Source organism: Roseivirga sp. AWQ4_251 (assembly GCF_056158225.1).
Genome location: NZ_JBSWSW010000002.1, coordinates 1,863,716 through 1,882,718, shown reverse-complemented (window position 1 = coordinate 1,882,718; position 19,003 = coordinate 1,863,716). Strand labels below are relative to the sequence as shown.

At 39.3% G+C, this 19,003-nt stretch carries 17 protein-coding genes and 1 pseudogene; 7 read left to right on the top strand and 11 right to left on the bottom strand.

From position 1 onward, the window contains the following. Nucleotides 1-56: 56 nt before the first annotated feature. Nucleotides 57-1,298: a DUF4221 family protein gene (locus ACXACJ_RS22125; protein WP_475136617.1), complete on the top strand. Its 1,242-nt coding sequence runs from the start codon at nt 57-59 to the stop codon at nt 1,296-1,298. A 52-nt stretch (nt 1,299-1,350) separates the two neighbouring features. Next, nucleotides 1,351-2,247: a cation diffusion facilitator family transporter gene (locus tag ACXACJ_RS22120; protein WP_475136616.1), complete on the top strand. Its 897-nt coding sequence runs from the start codon at nt 1,351-1,353 to the stop codon at nt 2,245-2,247. Between the two features lie 77 nt (nt 2,248-2,324). Here ACXACJ_RS22120 and ACXACJ_RS22115 read toward each other — a convergent pair whose 3' ends face one another. From ACXACJ_RS22115 to ACXACJ_RS22100, 4 genes are all read right to left on the bottom strand, one after another. Beyond that, on the bottom strand, nt 2,325-2,900 hold the full coding sequence (locus tag ACXACJ_RS22115; RefSeq protein ID WP_475136615.1) for a Crp/Fnr family transcriptional regulator: 576 nt from the start codon (nt 2,898-2,900) through the stop codon (nt 2,325-2,327). A gap of 110 nt (nt 2,901-3,010) precedes the next feature. Beyond that, nucleotides 3,011-3,640: a LysE family translocator gene (locus ACXACJ_RS22110; RefSeq protein WP_475136614.1), complete on the bottom strand. Its 630-nt coding sequence runs from the start codon at nt 3,638-3,640 to the stop codon at nt 3,011-3,013. Beyond that, nucleotides 3,637-4,719, bottom strand: coding sequence for a hypothetical protein (locus ACXACJ_RS22105; protein ID WP_475136613.1), 1,083 nt, complete (start codon nt 4,717-4,719; stop codon nt 3,637-3,639). Before ACXACJ_RS22105 ends, ACXACJ_RS22110 begins: the two co-directional genes overlap by 4 nt. Before the next feature lie 394 nt (nt 4,720-5,113). Continuing rightward, a complete protein-coding gene (locus tag ACXACJ_RS22100) occupies nt 5,114-6,976 on the bottom strand; it encodes a sigma 54-interacting transcriptional regulator (protein WP_475136612.1) in 1,863 nt (620 codons plus the stop codon). 167 nt (nt 6,977-7,143) lie between these two features. Here ACXACJ_RS22100 and ACXACJ_RS22095 point away from each other — a divergent pair, with 167 nt between their 5' ends. The 3 genes from ACXACJ_RS22095 to ACXACJ_RS22085 all read left to right on the top strand — a co-directional run bounded on the left by ACXACJ_RS22095 (nt 7,144) and on the right by ACXACJ_RS22085 (nt 8,921). Beyond that, complete coding sequence (locus ACXACJ_RS22095; RefSeq protein WP_475136611.1) at nt 7,144-7,608, top strand: YHS domain-containing (seleno)protein; 465 nt, start codon at nt 7,144-7,146, stop codon at nt 7,606-7,608. 114 nt (nt 7,609-7,722) lie between these two features. Beyond that, nucleotides 7,723-8,238 (top strand): hypothetical protein, encoded by a 516-nt coding sequence (locus ACXACJ_RS22090; RefSeq protein ID WP_475136610.1) that lies wholly within the window; start codon nt 7,723-7,725, stop codon nt 8,236-8,238. After that, the gene (locus ACXACJ_RS22085; protein ID WP_475136609.1) at nt 8,226-8,921 is read left to right on the top strand and encodes an NRDE family protein; all 696 of its coding nucleotides are present in this window, start codon (nt 8,226-8,228) and stop codon (nt 8,919-8,921) included. Before ACXACJ_RS22090 ends, ACXACJ_RS22085 begins: the two co-directional genes overlap by 13 nt. 107 nt (nt 8,922-9,028) lie before the next feature. On the opposite strand, the pseudogene ACXACJ_RS22080 reads toward ACXACJ_RS22085, so the two are convergent. Then, nucleotides 9,029-11,397 (bottom strand): annotated as a pseudogene (locus ACXACJ_RS22080) (ribonucleoside-diphosphate reductase subunit alpha). 38 nt (nt 11,398-11,435) lie between these two features. Then, nucleotides 11,436-12,434 carry a ribonucleotide-diphosphate reductase subunit beta gene (locus tag ACXACJ_RS22075; protein ID WP_475136608.1) on the bottom strand — a complete coding sequence of 333 codons (999 nt, stop codon included), beginning with the start codon at nt 12,432-12,434 and terminating at the stop codon, nt 11,436-11,438. Nucleotides 12,435-12,909: 475 nt separating this feature from the next. Between ACXACJ_RS22075 and rplU the strand changes: the two genes are divergently transcribed. Both rplU and rpmA read left to right on the top strand, forming a co-directional pair. After that, nucleotides 12,910-13,221 (top strand): 50S ribosomal protein L21, encoded by a 312-nt coding sequence (rplU, locus tag ACXACJ_RS22070; protein ID WP_475136607.1) that lies wholly within the window; start codon nt 12,910-12,912, stop codon nt 13,219-13,221. A 9-nt stretch (nt 13,222-13,230) separates the two neighbouring features. Further along, a complete protein-coding gene (gene rpmA / locus ACXACJ_RS22065) occupies nt 13,231-13,506 on the top strand; it encodes a 50S ribosomal protein L27 (RefSeq protein ID WP_475136606.1) in 276 nt (91 codons plus the stop codon). A 72-nt stretch (nt 13,507-13,578) separates the two neighbouring features. Here the strand turns inward: rpmA and ACXACJ_RS22060 are convergent, their stop codons facing one another. The 5 genes from ACXACJ_RS22060 to ACXACJ_RS22040 all read right to left on the bottom strand — a co-directional run bounded on the left by ACXACJ_RS22060 (nt 13,579) and on the right by ACXACJ_RS22040 (nt 18,942). Further along, nucleotides 13,579-14,379, bottom strand: a complete 801-nt coding sequence (locus ACXACJ_RS22060; RefSeq protein WP_475136605.1) for an energy transducer TonB — start codon at nt 14,377-14,379, stop codon at nt 13,579-13,581. 44 nt (nt 14,380-14,423) lie between these two features. Continuing rightward, nucleotides 14,424-15,029, bottom strand: coding sequence for a rhomboid family intramembrane serine protease (locus tag ACXACJ_RS22055; RefSeq protein WP_475136604.1), 606 nt, complete (start codon nt 15,027-15,029; stop codon nt 14,424-14,426). Next, nucleotides 15,030-16,004, bottom strand: a complete 975-nt coding sequence (locus tag ACXACJ_RS22050) for a polyprenyl synthetase family protein (RefSeq protein WP_475136603.1) — start codon at nt 16,002-16,004, stop codon at nt 15,030-15,032. Further along, nucleotides 15,967-18,159: a ribonuclease R gene (gene rnr, locus ACXACJ_RS22045; RefSeq protein WP_475136602.1), complete on the bottom strand. Its 2,193-nt coding sequence runs from the start codon at nt 18,157-18,159 to the stop codon at nt 15,967-15,969. The genes ACXACJ_RS22050 and rnr overlap by 38 nt, the downstream gene beginning before the upstream one ends. A gap of 72 nt (nt 18,160-18,231) precedes the next feature. Continuing rightward, the gene (locus tag ACXACJ_RS22040; RefSeq protein ID WP_475136601.1) at nt 18,232-18,942 is read right to left on the bottom strand and encodes a 3'-5' exonuclease; all 711 of its coding nucleotides are present in this window, start codon (nt 18,940-18,942) and stop codon (nt 18,232-18,234) included. Between the last annotated feature and the right edge of the window lie 61 nt (nt 18,943-19,003).

The following is a 19,003-nucleotide window of genomic DNA, read 5'->3' as shown; positions in this document are numbered from 1 at the left end:
AAAATATTTCAACAATAATCGAGATTAACTTAATTTATAGTTAGTCTCGATTTTCTATGAATAGCACTCCATTTCTGCTCTATTCCTTTCCTAAAGGAATATTACTATTCTCTACGATTGCGATAATTTCGTTCTCATGCCAAAACAATACAGAACAACATAACGCCTCAATTAAAGCAGACTTTCTAACGATTTCGGATGGAGGAATAAAAACAATTAGGTTAGAAAACGGATTAAATTTTGAGTCTTTAATGGGCATAAAATGGAGCCTCGTAAACCTGCGGCCAACCATTAGTTTCTATGATGCTATCACCCACGCATTTTACTTTTACGATGCCAACACCAATGAACTCTACAACAAAATTCTTCTAGAAAAAGAAGGCCCTAACGCAGTCCATTTACTCACACAGTTCCGTATTCACTCTTCAGATTCCATTATTTTAGATAGCTCCTCTGGATTACTCACTTTGAACGGTGAAGGTGAGATAGTTCAAAAAAAATTCAATGGTAAAAAGTCAAAGGGCGGAGCTATAGTTTTGAATTTCGATGAACCAAGGGCTATTCTTGACCTCGATTCTGAATTGAAAAACGGCAAAATTGAGGCTTCACTTTTGCTCATGGAAAGAACAGAAGAAGATTTTGAACGAGTATTCTTTGACATTGAGAGAGGTAACCTTAGCCAGCACTACCTTAAAACCAACTTACTGATTCCCAATTACGAGGTTGTAATAGAAACAAAAAAAGAGGCTAAAAAAAGAAGGCAATTTGCTCAAAACATCAAACGCAATTTCAAGTGGAAAGGCGGTTTTCTCTATGCAAGCACTTCAATTTCCGATAGCGTATATGTGTTTAAAGAGGGTCAGCATACTAAAACAATCTATGCTGGTTATTCACCCATTTCTGTCGCTAGCTATTCTGATTATGCTAAAGAAATACTAATAGAACATTTTGAGGGAGGCATGAATTATCATCAGAACCCCAAGCAAGCCCCTTACTTCAAAGACATGATCATTTCACCTGATAAGAAATTCATTTACCGAGTATTTTTTCATGGTACAAAGCCCAAATTCATTTCTGGTGTTGAAGAAGTAATACCAGAACCTCTAGGTGCGACTCTGATTGTATTGAATACCACAAACGACAAACTCTCGTATTTCAAACTTCCAGAGCATGAAATTGAATTCTTAGGCCATTTATATCAAGCTTTCACAAGTGATGCTGGCATCTACTTTAGAGTTAAGGATCAAACTAATGAAGATCAAGTTGAATTTAGGCTATTCAAAGTGGAGGAAAATTAAACCTACATCTTCTTGAAGCCCTGTTGCATGGCTTTCTCCCTTACATTTGAGCATGGGACATGATCACGATCATCATCACGGACACCACCATCATCACCATGGAACGGGCAATTTAAAAACTGCCTTCTTCCTTAACTTCTTCTTTACCATTGTTGAAATCATTGGCGGAATTTACACCGGTAGTTTGGCTATTCTTTCCGATGCACTACATGATTTAGGCGATAGTTTAAGCATTGGGCTTTCATGGTATTTTCAAAAAGTTTCTGAACGAGGCCGAAACGAAAAGTTTAGCTATGGCTACAAGCGCTTTTCCTTGATGGGTGCTTTAATCAACTCCGTGGTTCTTTTGGTTGGCTCCATTATTATTTTAACAGAAGCCATTCCTGCCCTGCTTAACCCTAATGCTGTAGACGCAAAAGGCATGTTATACTTGGCCATTTTCGGGGTAATTGTGAATGGCGCTGCCGTTTTAAAACTGAAAAAAGGAAGTTCTATTAACGAAGAAGTTATTTCCCTTCACCTTTTAGAAGATGTATTGGGTTGGATGGCTGTACTGATCGGAAGTTTGGTGATGATGTTTTGGGATGTCCCCATTATCGACCCGATTTTATCCATTTCTATAGCCGTATTCATTATTTACAATGTGGTTCGAAATCTTCGCAGAAGTCTGTTGATTATTCTACAGGCCAAACCTAATGAGGTAAATATGGAAGAACTTGGCCAGAAGCTACTCGCCATTCCTGAAATTATCGATGTGCATGACTGCCATATTTGGTCCATGGATGGCGAATACAATGTGCTTTCTGCACACATGGTTTTAGAAAATAATCTTTCGTTGCAAGAAATGGCCGACATCAAAACCAAGGCCAAAGAACTACTCAAAGAAAATCACATTGACCACGTGACGATCGAGTTCGAAGCCAAAGGAGAGCATTGCCACGGTTGCTAAACCAGCCTCAAACCTAACTCTATCAGATATAGAGTTGGTTTGAAGTAGCTTCAATTTTTTGAAATAGAATTCAAATCTTAATTCAATACGGCCAAATCTGGAATTACAATTTGGCTTCGAGTGTAAGTTAATGCCCCTTCTTCTTTCAGTTCGTTGATAATGGTAGTCACCGTTTGGCGTGAAGAACTGATCAGGCTGGCAATTTCATTATGCGTGAGATAGTTCTTAATCAGAATGCCATCTTGGCCATTTTTCCCTTCATTCAAAGCCCAAGTTTTCAGAAAGTCCTTAAGCCTGTCTTTCACATCCTTAAAAACCAAATTCGCATAGCGATGCTCAAGCTTTCTCAATTTGTCGCCTAGTTTTTTGCTGAAATTAAGGCTCAAAGCGGGGTGCTTTTCCATCAACTTTTCGAATTCTTCCATGGAAAGCGTACACAAAATCACTTCGCTAGAAAGTACTTCGGCATATTCATGGCTGGCAGCCATAGCATTAAAGGCCACCTGACCGAATAGATCTCCTGTAAGAATGATGTCCTTAATCATTTCATTCCCCGTTTGATCAATCTCGCTGATCTTTATCTTTCCGTTGATGAGAAAATAAAGTCGTTTTACTTCATCATTAGCGAAATAAATCGTCTGACTTTTTTTCATTCGAACGAATTTGGAGACATTCGACAAATCATTGATTTGCTCTTTTGTGAGATTTGAGAACAAGTCATAGTTTCTCAAATACCAATATTTAATTTCTCGTTGCATAGCTCTTACAGGTTAATCACCAGTTGGAAGATGGCTACGGCCAAAATGATGGAGCCGAGGACCTTATTATAGTTTTTCGTCATTTTCATATAAACAAACTGCCGCTTTTTGGAGGTGACAATTGCTACCAAATACTGGAGCAAAAAGGCGCCTGCAGCTGTTCCAATGACGAAAGCCACCTGTACGGGCCAACTTTCATGGGGCATAAAGCCGTTGCTTCTGAGGTTTGTGATTACAAAGAGCCAAAAGGGAAATAATTGAGGGTTTAATAAGCCGAAGCTCATTCCAAGCCATATATGGTTACCTTCTTTTTTGACTTCAGTTGAGTCAGTCGCCTCAGCTGGTTTTTGAAGAATCAGGTAGATTCCAAAAACAAACAAGACGCCAGTTGTCAAATATTTGAGGTAGTCGTTGAGCTGCTCAAACTGGCTTAGCAAATTGGAACTTCCAATGGCCAAAGCACTGTAGAGCAATTCGGGCAAACTACCACCAAATCCAAAAAGGATGGCTGATTTTCTATTGTATTGAAGGGCTGTTCTGATGGTTCCGAAGTTGACAGGCCCTAATTGAATTGAACCTGCAAAACTGATGGCAGTTGCGATAAGAAACGCCTGAAGAATGTACCAAACAATCATTTGGCAACACTAGGTTTAACCTTTGTTGCTAATTGCAACTCGGCATTCTCCTTTCTTCCAAAATGGGCACGAACCAAACGAAACATTTCAAGGAAGGGAGTAACTTTAACCCCGGCTTTCATGTTCGCTTTGCTCACGCGGTACATCATGTGCATGTTTCTGGCAGTTTCTCTGTAGGCTTTCCACAAAGAAAATGAGGGATCATAAATATGAGCAGGTTCAGAAGTAACCCCATTCAACTCCATAATTCGAATGTTTTCTCCCTTATAAAGATCATCCATTGATTTCACCTTTAAATCGAACCTACCGAAGTAAAAACCATCAATTCGGGCTGCCACATCATCAAAAACCTTTACTAACTGCGGATTAAGCAAGCGCATACCACTGAGAAACTTGGTTCCTTTGCAGTGATTACCGATAGGTTGAAGGTTTTTCACTTTACCTTTGGGCAAAACACTCAAAAGTTCATCTCCCCAAATGCTATTCAGGCTTTCTAACTGCAATCTCGCGCGATCATTCTGCTGAATTAAATCCAGAATACTAGAATTTCCATCGCCTGTAACAGTTAAAAATTCCTTTTCAACCACAGAAGTAATTCCCGTTTCATCGCTATTCGGAAACCTGTAGTACAACACGCCCAACTCGATTTCATAAGTGATAAATTCTTGCACAATGAAATCTTCGTTGTGTTTAGCAAGGTAAGCTTGCAGCTTTGTACTGTTTTCAACCTTTTCCACTTCAGAGCCACGTTCTCCAATATTCGGTTTCAGAATTATTGGGAAGTCAAGTTTTTGTTCTTCCATAAAAAACAAAACCTGGGCAGGACTTGAATCTGCTTTGAAGAATTGGGTTTTGGGCAAATACTTAGCATCGATTTTCTTGAGAATATCGATCTTGGATTCACCAAAAACTCCCCCGTGTTCAATACCAGGATTAGCTGCCGTAAAGTAAGTAAACGACCTGGCTCTTAAAGCCAAATACACCCACCATGGCACCAATGGCATAAAAAACAGCCAAAAGGGCCAGTATTCATAATTGAATACTTTAACAAACAACAAGGGTAATTTTCTCTTCTTCATTTCAAGGTTGAAAGATAAACAACCAATCAAAACGTTGTGCACAAAGGCACATACTTTCAATCTTCAGCCAAACTAATTGATCTGCCGTATGCAGAACTGTCTCTTTAAAGACAACAGACGTGCCATTTTCAAAAAAAATAATACAAAAACTTGAATTTCAGTTAATTACAATTAATTAACAAAAGTAAGAGGCCGAAATTAAGATTTAATTTTCCTGATATATCAGGAAAAACATTTTATTTCAGGAATTCAAAAATCAATATGTTAGATAGCCGACATTAAGCATCTTACCCTCTGGAATTGAAGAAGTTGAAGCTCTCAATTTTAAGATTGAAGAAATGTTTAAAAACGAATTCACGATATATCGTTAATCCATAAAAAATTTAAGTGCAGTTTACGCACCTCGCTTAATGCCTAACTTTTTCATTCGTGATTCTAAGGTTGTTGGCTTCATTCCCAAAATTCGAGCAGCTCCTTTTTCACCACTGACCCTCCAAGTTGTGTGATGCAGAACTTTCAAAATATACTCCTTCTCGAATTGCTCCATGGAAATCAAACTACCATGTTCTTCTTCTACCTCCTTTCGCGGCATCCAATTGCCTAATTCAAGCTTTTGGTCTGGACTTATAATGACAGCCCGCTCAATGATGTTTTCCAGTTCGCGAATGTTGCCCGGCCAATGATACGACTGAAGCGAAGTAATTACCCGCTTTGAAATATTGGTAATGCGTTTACCCATTTGGCTGCCATATTTATCGACAAAATGTTTGACCAAAAGAGGAATATCTTCCTTTCTTTCTCTCAGCGGAATGCTGTGGATTGGGAAAACATTCAGGCGATAGAACAAGTCTGCACGAAACCTGCCTTCTGCTACCTCTTCTTCTAATTCTCGATTTGTTGCGGCAATCACACGCACATTTACCTTGAGGGTTTTTGCTCCACCTACCCTTTCGAATTCACCTTCCTGCAAAACACGAAGCAACTTGGATTGTAATTCAAGCGGTAGTTCACCAATCTCATCTAAAAAAATTGTCCCCCCATCTGCCAATTCAAACCTACCTTGTTTACGGCCAATCGCTCCTGTAAAAGCTCCCTTCTCATGGCCAAAAAGTTCGCTTTCAATCAGGTTGGCCGGCAATGAAGCACAATTCACTTTTACCAGCGGCCTAGTCTTTCGATTGCTGATGTTGTGGATAGCACGAGAAAGCAGTTCTTTACCTGTGCCCGATTCACCCAAAACAAGCACCGTAGCATCTGTTTTAGCAACTTGTTCTACCTGAGTAAGAATTTGTTTGAACTTGTGACTTTGGCTTACAATCTCTTCAAAATTATGATCAACCTTGATTTCTTGTTGCAGATATGAATTCTCCGCCTCTAATCTGTCTTTTAAAGATTCCACTTCTTTTAAGGCCAAAAGAAGCTTAGCATTGGCAGTATTTCTTTCAATTTCAAGGCTCGCCCGATGAGCCAGCGTTTTCAAAATATTGATTTCCTCATCAGAAATAGACATTTCATGTTCGCTGAAAAGCGCTAGATGGCCGATACATTCTCCTTGATGAGAAACGATAGGAAAACCGAGATAACCTTCAATGCCTTCATCGCGAACAAAATCCCGATGAACATTCTTGCTCTGATAGAAGGGCTTTTCGGTATCAAAAATCACTTTGCAGGGAGTGCCTTCAAGGTCGTATTCCACATTTTCCCTCATCTCACCATCACGATAGTAAGCCAAAGTTCTTAATCTAGTTTTATCAGTGTTGGCACATTCAGTAACTACCGACATGGTAACTCCCAATGCTTCAGTTACATTTTCTACCAAAGAACGAAAGTAATCTTCCCCAATCGCCACAACCGTGCTTTCCGTTACAGATTTCAGCAGTTTCTCCTTACGCTTTCTTTCCGAAATGTTCAGTACAAAACTTACATTGTAAGTCTTGCCTTGATAATTAACGACATTAATGAAAAGCTCAACAGGCACTTCCTGTCCTTGCTTATTCCAATGGCTCGATTCAAAATTTAGAAAGCCATTCTCAATAATTTTCTGACGAAGGGATGTGTATGAAGAATGATCGTAATTTCGGTTGATATCATAAATGTGTAATCTCTCGAACTCAGCTTTTGTATAGCCGTAATTGCTGCAAGCCGTGTCGTTGGCAAAAACGATTCGGCCTTCTTCATCCATCCAAAAAATAGAAGCTAAAGCCCTTTCTACAGTAAATCGAGAAAGGCCTGCTAGTTGATTTTCAGATAACTTCATTATTGTAACAAAAGGTTGATTCACGAAATATCGTAATTAGAACCGAAACCTCAGAGTATATCCTTTAAGTTCCAATTGTCATGAATCCAACATATTGCTAACATCCGTAAATTGAAATAGCAACCCACAACCATAGGGCTCGTAAGTTTGAACACAATTCTAAAATCATGAAAAAAACGCTTATTGTTTCCCTATTAATTTTTGTGTTCTCAGGTTTCGACCTCAATGCTCAAACCACAGAGAATAAAAATTTGAATTTAAAGGACGGTCTCGCTCTTCAGGGTTATGATCCGGTAGCTTATTTTATTGATGGAAAGGCGAAAGAAGGCAATAAAGATATTCAGTTTAAACATAATGATGTTACCTACCTCTTTTCTTCAGCAAAAAACAAAGCTTTGTTCGAAGCAAATCCTTCGAAATATGAACCAGCCTACGGAGGTTGGTGCGCCTTTGCCATGGCTTCAGGCGAAAAAGTAAAAATTGACCCTGAAACCTTTAAAATTAAGGATGGAAAGCTGTTGTTGTTTTACAATTTCTATTTCAACAACACCCTGAAATCATGGAATAAAGATGAGGCAAACTTGTATAAAAAGGCTGAATCTGAATGGAAGAAAATCACCGACAATCACTAAAACCTAGGCCAATCATCAAGAAGAAGGCCCTATTTAAAAAATTTACCAGCCCAGAAAATTGAAATATTTGGTAAATTCGGAAATCATGGGTCAATCTATTTTAAATATCACTCAATGCAACTTCAGCAAATCTCTATTGACATACTGAATCAACTTATTGCTATTTCGAAGCAACTTAAAGATGAAGAATTTAGGTCTCCACTGAAAATTCTCTCGGAAAACTCAATAGGCAAGCACTTGCGCCACATCATTGAATTTTATGATCTGATGATGGTGGGTAACACCACAAGCAAAGTAGATTACGATAAAAGATCACACGATAAAGTACTGGAAGAAAATCGGGTTTTGGCAATCGAAAAAATGAATGCACTGGCAATTGAAATAGCGGCCATTGCTCAGGACAAAGCCATTACCATGTCAGCTAATTACTCCATTGAAGGCAATGACCCAGTTTTGATTAACACCACACTTTTCAGGGAATTGCAATACAATATTGAACATGCCGTGCATCATATGGCCATTATAAAAATAGCATTGATCAATGCTTTTCCCGACATTGAAATCCCAAGCGGATTCGGCATCGCTTACTCAACTATTAAATATCAGAAGGATTCTGAATGTGCACAGTAACCTTTCTTCCTAAAGGAGAAACCTCATATATTCTTACCTCAAATCGAGATGAGACCCCAAAAAGAGCTGCATTAGCTCCTCAAGCTTACACAATTAATGGCAAGGAAATCTTTTTTCCGAAAGACCCTCTCGCTGGCGGAACGTGGATAGCCACCGACAAGCAGCGGTTTACCTTGTGTTTGCTAAACGGAGCTTATGAAAAACATCAACATGAACCTCCGTACAAACTCAGCCGTGGGCTTATGCTGCTCGACTTTTTTAAGGCAGAAGATGTTCAAAAGTTCTGTACAGAATATGATTTTGGGGGTATTGAGCCCTTCACTTTGATTATTATAGAAACTGGGGAAGAACTGAAAGCTACTGAATTGGTTTGGGATGAACATTTGATCAGTGTTCGACCTTTGGAAGCGGATGCTCCACATATTTGGAGTTCTAGCACTTTATATCCTGAACCTGTGAGGCAAGAGCGAAAACATTGGTTTTCCGAATGGCTAAAGCACCACAACACCTATGAACAAAGCTCCATTATTGATTTTCACAAACATGGTGGCAAAGGTGACCAATGGAATGATTTTGTCATGAACCGAGAAGGGAAGGTGCAAACCGTTAGTGTTACTTCCATAGAAGTAAATGGCAGCTACAAAATGGTTTATGAAGATTTATTAACCAATCAGGTTCATTAGCGGAAAGTATTTCAACGCTTGTAAATCCTCTCCTACATTTTCTTCGAGCAAATAAAAAACCCTCTCATTTCTGAGAGGGCCTGTATCATTAGATGACTATTTCTGAATTAGCTTCCGCAAGCTTCGCAAGCATCTGGATTATCTAAAGAGCAAGCCATATCTGCTGCTTTTTGCTCCAAGTCTTTGGCAGAAGGCGAAGTTGCAGCCTGTTTGTCTACCGTAAACTGAATTGCATCAGCTGCAGCTCTTGATCTTAAGTAATACATACCGGTTTTCAATCCTTTCTTCCAAGCGTAGAAGTGCATAGAAGTCATTTTACCGAAGTTCGGATCTTGAATGTGGATGTTCAAACTTTGCGACTGACAGATGTAAGCTCCTCTATCGGCAGACATATCGATAATCGCCTTTTGAGAAATTTCCCATACTGTTTTATAAAGCTCTTTGATATGCTGAGGAATTTCAGGAATTGCCTGAACAGAACCTTTAGCAGCAATCAATTTATTCTTCATGTTGTCGTTCCAAAGCCCTAGAGAAATCAAATCTCTCATCAAATGCTTGTTCACCACTACGAATTCTCCAGAAAGGGTTCTTCTGGTATAAATGTTCGAAGTATAAGGCTCAAAACATTCGTTGTTTCCTAAGATTTGAGAAGTAGAAGCTGTAGGCATTGGCGCTACCAACAAAGAGTTTCTTACTCCGTGTTTCTTCACTTCTTTCTTCAGGCTATCCCAATCCCAAAGGCCCGATTCTGGGGTAACTCCCCACATATCGAACTGGAAAATACCTTTTGAAACTGGAGAACCTTTAAAGGTCTCGTAAGTACCTTCTACTTTCGCGATGTCTTTAGAAGCAGTCATTGCAGCAAAGTAGATGGTTTCGAAAATGTCCTTGTTCAACTTACGTGCTTCAGGAGAATCGAAAGGCATGCCCATTAAAATGAAAGCATCGGCCAATCCTTGAACACCCAAACCAATCGGTCTGTGGCGCATGTTCGAATTCTTAGCTTCTTCAACAGGGTAATAGTTTACATCAATTACCTTGTTCAAGTTTTTAGTTGCAACGTAAGTAACGTCATATAGCTTTTGGAAATCGTAAGATTTAGCTTCTTCATTCACAAACTTAGGCAATGCCAAAGAAGCCAAGTTACAAACCGCAACTTCGTCTGGAGCTGTATATTCTATAATTTCGGTACACAAGTTTGAAGACTTGATAGTACCTAAGTTTTTCTGGTTTGATTTTTTGTTGGCAGCATCCTTATACAACATATAAGGTGTACCGGTCTCGATTTGAGATTCCAAAACTTCGAACCAAAGGTCTTGCGCTTTTACAGTTTTACGCCCTTTACCTTCGCGCTCGTATTTTTCATAAAGTCTCTCAAATTCCTCTCCGTAACAGTCGGCCAAGCCTGGCGCTTCGTTAGGGCAGAACAAGGTCCACTCTTCGTTGTTTTCAACCCTTTTCATAAACAGGTCGGAAATCCAAAGGGCGTAGAATAAATCTCTAGCTCTTAATTCTTCCTTACCGTGGTTTTTCTTCAGATCTAAGAAATCGAAGATGTCAGCATGCCAAGGCTCTAAGTATATCGCAAAAGACCCTTTTCTTTTTCCTCCCCCTGGTCAACGTAGCGTGCTGTCATGTCGAAGTTTCTCAACATTGGCACAATACCATTGGAAACGCCCCCGGTGCCTTTGATATACGATCCTTTTGCTCTTACATTATGAATGCTTAGTCCAATACCTCCAGCAGACTGAGAGATTTTGGCTGTTTGCTTCAATGTATCATAAATACCATCAATGCTATCGTCCTTCATGGTTAATAAGAAGCATGAAGAAAGCTGTGGTTTTGGAGTACCGGCATTGAATAAAGTTGGAGTAGCATGTGTAAACCATTTTTCTGAAAGTAGATTGTAAGTTTCAATCGCCTTTTCAATGTCTTCGCCATGAATACCAACTGCAACCCTCATTAGCATATGCTGAGGACGCTCCACAATTTTACCATCGATTTTCATCAAGTAAGACCTTTCCAACGTCTTAAACCCGAAGTAATCGTAGCTAAAATCTCTGTCGTAAATAATGTTTGAATCTAGCTTGGCTGCATTAGCCTTAACTATACCGTAAGTTTCTTTCGATACCAATGGAGCATTTTCTCCTGTTTTTGGGTCTACATAAGTGTAGAGCCTTTTCATGGTATTAGAAAACGATTTGCTGGTAGTTTTATGAAGGTTGCTAATGGCTATTCTAGCAGCAAGCTTAGCATAATCAGGGTGCTTAACCGTCATGGTGGCGGCAATTTCAGCAGCTAGATTATCCAAATCCTGAGTGCTTACACCATCGTACAGGCCTTCGATAACTTTTTTGGCTACCTCTACAGGCTCCACAAAAGATGGATCCAATCCGTAGGATAGCTTCTCTATCCGGGCAGTAATCTTGTCGAACTTAACCAACTCGTGCCTGCCATCTCTTTTGACTACTAACATATTTATTTGGGGGTTTGGGGGTGTTTATGAAATATTGGTTAAAAATCTTCGTCCATGCTGAATTTGTGAGCATTGCCACCGTCATTCTCTTTCATGACGCCAGCTTTTTGGTATTCTCCCACTCTTTTCTCGAAAAAGTTGGTTTTACCCTGTAATGAGATCATCTCCATAAAGTCGAAAGGATTGGTCGAATTATAAACTTTCTCACAACCTAACTCTACAAGTAGTCGATCTGTTACAAATTCTAGATATTGAGCCATTAAATCGGAGTTCATCCCAATCAAACGCACAGGAAGAGACTCCGTAATGAACTCTCTTTCAATATCTAAGGCATTAACAATGATTTCCTTAATTCTTTCTTTAGGTACTTTATTTATTAAGTGATTATTGTGCAAATGGCAGGCGAAGTCGCAATGCAAACCTTCATCTCTTGAAATCAATTCGTTTGAGAAAGTAAGGCCTGGCATTAAACCTCTTTTCTTCAACCAGAAAATAGAACAGAAACTTCCTGAGAAGAAAATACCTTCAACTGCTGCAAAAGCGATAAGTCTTTCAGCAAACGAAGGCGATTCGATCCATTTTAATGCCCATTCGGCTTTCTCCTTAATAGCAGGAAAATTCTCGATGGCATGGAAAAGCTGATCAGCTTCTTTGGGATCCTTTATATATGTATCAATTAAAAGCGAGTAGGTTTCTGAGTGAATGTTTTCCATCATGATTTGAAAACCATAAAAGAACTTAGCCTCGGTATACTGAACTTCATTCACGAAGTTTTCCGCCAAGTTTTCATTCACAATTCCATCAGAAGCAGCAAAGAAAGCGAGTACATGTTTTATAAAGTATCTTTCCTCATCATTCAACTTATCGTTCCAATCGGTCAGATCTTGATGAAGGTCGATTTCTTCAGCTGTCCAAAAGCTTGCTTCTGCCTTTTTGTAGAAATTCCAGATGTCATCATGCTTAATAGGAAACAGCACAAATCTGTCCTTGTTTTCTCTCAATAATGGTTCCTCTGCTACGCCTGATAGCTCACTCATGTCTCTCTTTTGTTAATTGGGGTTCTATAATAAGGTAACGGAGCACCCAGTACTAACTGATGCAAGGTTATTCAAAGGCATCACCTGAGAATAATTGTCCAAACACTACACTATAAAAGACGATTCCGAGATAAGTGCCTGACATTCTTAGGAATGAGGCTGAACGGAATATTTAGGTTGTTTTTTGGGGCCGAAACCTGAAACAAATATTACACAAAACTGCGTAAAAATCAATGCGATTCAGTGTGGTAATTTTCATATGTATAGCAATTAATATGATGACTTAAACACCTTATTTATTGAGATTTACACATACTATCTTAATCTAAAGATTCATCGAAAAAAAGACGTATTCCAAGGTGCAAAAAATTGAAAATTTAATATTCGAAATTCGCTTGCATTTATGAGTGAGATTTGGTTTGTTTTTGGCGATCAATTGATTACCTTTGCAATCCGTTTTTGAAAAACACATTCAATGTACGCAATTGTAGACATAGCAGGAAAGCAGTTCAAAGTAACGCAAGACCAATTCGTTTACGCTCCTTTGATGGAGGGCGAAGAGGGCGCTTCCGTAGAATTCAACAAAGTCTTGTTGTTAGACAACGAAGGCACAGTTGAGGTTGGTGCACCTACCGTTAGTGGTGCTAAGGTTTCCGGTAAAATTATCGGACATGTAAAAGGTGACAAAGTGATCGTCTTCAAAAAGAAAAGAAGAAAAGGTTACAAAAAGAAAAATGGTCACCGTCAGGATTTCACTAAGGTTTTGATTGAAACAATTTCTAAATAATTAATTACCATGGCACATAAAAAAGGAGTTGGTAGTTCAAAAAACGGTCGTGAATCGGAAAGTAAACGACTAGGAGTTAAGATATACGGTGGCCAAGCTGCTATTGCTGGCAACATCATTGTAAGACAAAGAGGTACTAAGCACCACCCAGGTGAAAACGTAGGTATTGGTAAAGACCACACCCTTTTCGCATTAGCTGACGGTGTTGTAGAATTCAAAAAAGGAAGAAAAGACAGATCTTATGTTTCTGTTGTTCCTTTTTCAGGTGAATCTGCAGAGGCTTAATTAGTCTTTCAAACAAGAAAAGAGAAAAGCTCAGTCAATGACTGAGCTTTTTTTATGCCTTTTATTTACTGATTACATTGCCCTAAGAGCGCTTGCTAACGCCACATCATAAGCCTTATAAGTATTTAGCCCCAGCGATTCTTCCAGCTCTCTTCTCTTGGTCAACAAAGTAATGTCGTATGGATTAAAGTGAATCATCTGGTTCAGATACTCATAAGCCTTCTCGCTTTTGCCCTTATCGAAGCTTTTCTCGTATTTCTTTTGAAGCCCTTGATAGGTTTTATAATGATCTTCAATTTTCATTCTTGAAGTGGTTGACATCCTTTGAGCAGATGGGCTTCTGCTCATATTCCCACCTCCATTTCCATAAGAAGAAGTGCCTGTTGAAGTTACCGTCCTCTCGACTCTCAATGCCGTTTTAGCTATTACGTCCATCGGCTCCAACCATGCTCCTTCAAACTTTTGAGGGTAACCCCCTAAATTCTGTCCAAAGTTCTCGCGAAAACTCTGCTGCATTGAAAAACATAATGGCTGATATACTTTGTATGCTGAAGGTTTGACTTTCCAAAAACCAGATAGCTGAGAAATCAAAACCACCAATTCGTTCTCAATATCCTCATCCAAACGCGTTAGAACCCTACCAGTCATTGTGGAATCAGGATGAATGGTGAGCTCAAATATAGCCACACCTTGCACTCCATTTCTCAGCGAATTTCTAGGGTAGTGAACCTTTGACTTTATCAACTGGTCATATTCAGCTTTTCCTGTTACGAAAATGCTCTCTTGAGTAGTGTTGCTGCTTTCTTGAGAAAAAGTGGAATGAACGCAAATCAACCCAAAAGAAATAGTAAAAAATAAAAATCGAAAAATCATATTAAAATTCATGTATCGAATTAATATGAAATTCTGAAGAACTCCTAAAATATTGCTTCAATAAATCGAGAAAGGGTTGAAGGCCGAAGAAGAAGCGTAAAGCCCAAGCCGTAAAGTGCCCCAAATAAGTGAGCATCGTGATTTATGTTGTCCATGTTTCGCTTGCTCATAAATATGGAGTACGCAATGAAAATGCCTCCCAAAATATAACCCGGCAAACAGATGAACACGTACAGACAGAGCTCTTGAGTAGGATCGAAAAGGATAAAAGACATTACCAAAGCCGAAACCCCACCAGAAGCCCCTAAAGAGTTATAACCTGTATTGTTCTTATACTTATTAGTAGTGGGGATATTTGCCACAATAATTGCGGTAAGAAACAAACCCACATAGAGTACATAACCCAATTCGTGATAATAGAAATAGAAGATATCTTCTATCGCTAAACCGAAAAAATAGAGCGTGAATAGGTTCAAAAAAAGGTGAAGAGAATTATTATGTACAAAACCCGAGGTCAGTAACTGGTAATACTTTTTTTGGTAAACGACAGAATACGGATTTAGCATCAATTTGCGATGCCATTCCGGTCGTTGCCAAGCGAAATAAGTTACCAGGCCAATAATAGCCATAAGGATGTACGTAATCTTCATCTACTTTTCTCTATCTATTAAATACTCAGCGAAAGCCCTTAACGACTGCTTTTTAGCCTCATCGATATTCAGTTTTTCCAAGGCCTCAAATCCTTGCTGAAAATATTCATCCATCTTTTCGCGAGTCAGTTGCTGAATACCAATGCTATCGAAAATTTGAGTTACAGCGTTCACCTTTTCTTCACTATTGAAATCCTCTAAAGAAAGCCAATGCTCCAGCTCTTCCAACTGTTCATTTTTGGCAAGCTCTAAAGCCTTAATCAACAAAAAGGTTTTTTTATTGGAAATGATATCGCCCCCCACTTGCTTTCCGAATTTGGCCTGATCACCATAAACGTCCAACAAATCATCTTTTAACTGAAAGCCTATTCCAATTTTCACCCCGAAGTCGTAAAGCAAATCTGCATCTGAACTATCGGCTTGTGCCAGCATAGCGCCAAGCTTTAAACTGAAACCTAGCAAAATGGCAGTTTTAAGGCGAATCATATCAATGTATTCTTCTTCCTTAACCTGCTCAAGCTTTTCAAAATTCATATCGAATTGCTGACCTTCGCAAACTCCAGCAGCACATTCATTAAAGCTTTTCAGAATAGCCTTTAAATCACCGGGGGCATTGAGCAAATACTCATAAGCCTTCACCATCATTACATCGCCCGAAAGAATGGCTGTATTCGCATTCCACTTTTCATGTACCGTTTCCTTTCCTCTTCTCAGGGGCGCATTGTCCATGATATCGTCATGAACTAAGGTGAAATTATGGAAAACCTCCACGGCTATCGCTTCATCCAAAACCGATTCAGGATTATCCTTAAAAAGCTTATATGCCAAAAGCACCAATAACGGCCTCATGCGCTTTCCGCCTAAAGACATAATGTACTTTATGGGCTCATAAAGCTCATTGGGGCGATTTCCGTAATTAAGTTGTTCTATTCTATCGTTAATGAGCCGGATCAGCTCCAGGTGATTTTCTGTCATCCTTTGCAAATATTAAATCGATGGTTCTTCGGTCGATATCTGTCGCTTTAACGGTCACTTTTACATCATCTCCCAACGTGATCATTTTTTTGTTTCGTCTTCCAATCACGCGGTAATTCTGCTCGTCAAACTCGTAGAAGTCATCGGTTAAGTCAGACATTCGAACCATACCTTCACACTTGGTTTCGGTAATTTCGACAAAGATACCCCATTCTGTTACGCCACTTACAATTCCATCGAACACTTTATTCTCAACAAGCGACATAAACTCCACTTGTTTGTATTTAATTGAAGCTCTTTCAGCATCGGCAGCTCGTTTTTCTCTTTCAGAAGAATGCACACATTTCTCCTCCGTTTCTTCCTTATCCGCAGATTTTCCACCATCTAAATAATGTTGCAGAAGCCTGTGCACCATCATGTCAGGATATCGCCTGATGGGAGAAGTGAAGTGCGTGTAATGAGGAAAAGCCAAACCGTAATGTTTGTTCTCTGCTGTTGTATATTTTGCCTTGGCCATACTGCGAATCGCCAATTGCTGCAAAACGTTTTGCTCTGGTTTTCCCTCGATTTCGTTCAGCAGTTTATTTAAAGTTTGAGAAACTCCAGCCTTTTCAATGTCCAGCTTATGCCCAAAACGCATGGCGAAAGTAGAAAACGTAGTTAGTTTTTCTGGATCAGGGTCATCGTGAGTTCTATACACGAAGGTTAAACCTTTGTTAGCCGACTTCTTGCCTTTGTTGAAGACGAATTCGGCCACGCGTTTATTGGCCAACAACATAAACTCCTCAATCAGTTTGTGCGCGTCCTTTCTCTCCTTTGGAATAATTCCTAATGGTTTTCCGTCATCATCCAGCTTGAATTTCACTTCAACCGTTTCAAAATTGACCGCTCCATTTCTGAATCTTTTATCTTTCAAATGGTGAGCAAGCGCATTCAAATGATTGATATCTTCAGCAAAATCGCCTTCTCCAAACTCAATTCGTTCTTGAGCTTCTTCGTAAGTAAACCTTCTATCGGAATGGATAATGGTTCTACCAAACCATTCAGACTTGATGTTGGCGCTTTTGTCGAGTTCGAAAACGGCAGAAAAGGTAAGCTTATCTTCATTTGGCCTTAGCGAACACAAACCGTTAGAAAGCCTTTCGGGCAACATAGGAATGGTTCTATCTACCAAATACACCGAAGTAGCCCTATTCAGCGCTTCTTCTTCCAATATGCCAGAAGTTTCTACATAATGCGTAACATCTGCAATGTGGATTCCAACTTCTGTATGGCCATTATCTAGCCTTTTTATTGAAAGTGCGTCATCAAAATCCTTGGCATCGAAAGGGTCTATGGTAAATGTGGTGACATCTCGAAAGTCCTTCCGCTTTTTGATTTCCGCTGCGGAAATTTTCTCAGAGATTGATTCTGCTTCTTGTTCTACCCGAACAGGAAACTCCAATGGCAAGCCAAATTCTGCAATGATGGAGTGAATTTCGGCATTGTGCTCGCCAGCTTTCCCTAATACGCGAATAACTTCGCCTTCAGGCTTTTTATCGCGCTCGGGCCACTGGGTGATTTTGACAATTACTTTATCGTTGTGTTTCGCTCCGTTTAAGTCATTGAGATGGACATAAACATCGTGAAACATTTTTTTGAAATCAGGAATTACGAAGGCATAACGGGTCGACATCTCCAATCGTCCAACAAATTCTTCTCTATTTCTATCAAGAATTTCAACAACTTTTCCCTCTCTACTTTTGCCATGCCTTTTAGGCTGAACAGCAACTTTGACTTTATCGTCATCAAAAGCGCCAAGAAGGTTTTCTATGGAAACCCAAATATCATCACCTTCACCATTATCGGGCACCACATATGCGAAACGCGGATTCACAAAATCGACCGTTCCGATAATAGTTTCCAGTTCCCCTTCCATGGCATATGAGCCATTTCGCTGCTTTTTAATTACTCCGGTATCTTCTAAATGATATATGGCTTCGGTAACAATACGCTTCGAATTCTTATCGCGTACGCCCAGAGATTTTAGGATTTGCTTAATTTGATACCCTCGCCCCAAATGTTGGCTAAGGAATTCTATAATCAGCGGCTCAATTTGCTTAATTCCCCTTACAGAGGTTTTCGGTTGAGACTGACTTGATTTTTTTCTACCCATATAGGGATTGCTTAATTGGTTGGTTTAAAATTAGGAAGAAATTAAGCAAAGGCAGGGAGAACCCAAAGGTTTTTAGAGAATCAATATTTGCTCGGCACTCAACTTGGGAAGTTGATTTAAGCGAAGAAACACCTGAGCAAGCACAGCGACATCTTTTTTGCAATATTTTGCTATTCGTTCCAAATCATTTTCTTGATGATAAACATGGTTTACTCGGCTTCCATCAATATCATCTTTACTAGTGGGAATATTCAAAATGGCCGCCAACAAATCCAGAGAAGTAAAATGCTTATAGTCGCCAAACTTCCACATTTCCATAGTATCTAAATGAGGAATCTCCCAAGGCTTTTTACCCGATAGTTGTAGCGTTTTAGGCAGTTCTACTTCGTTAATCACCATGCGTCTGGCAATGTAGGGGAAGTCGAATTCCTTTCCATTGTGAGCACACAAACGAAGTTTTGTGGCATCGAATTTTTCTTCTAAAAAACTCTTGAATTCGTTTAAAATCTCGATCTCGTTGTGACTAGAAATATCTTTAATGCGAAGCGAGAGTACATTTTCTTCCTTCTTTAAAAAGCCAACGGCAATAGAAACAATTTTTCCGAATTCGGAATAAATGGCAGCTTGGCCATACAATTCGGAAGCTGGTAAATCAGCAGGATTCTTAAGAAAAGCCGCTTTCCTTTTCCAAAGGTTTTGCATGCGTTCAGGCAATTCTGAAAAATCCTTGTGAGCCGCAGCGGTCTCAATGTCTAAAAATAAAAGATTCGAAAAATCATTCACATCATGAATATAGCATAATTACTTAAAAATTGAACATAACCAATAAAACAAGAATCTTGGA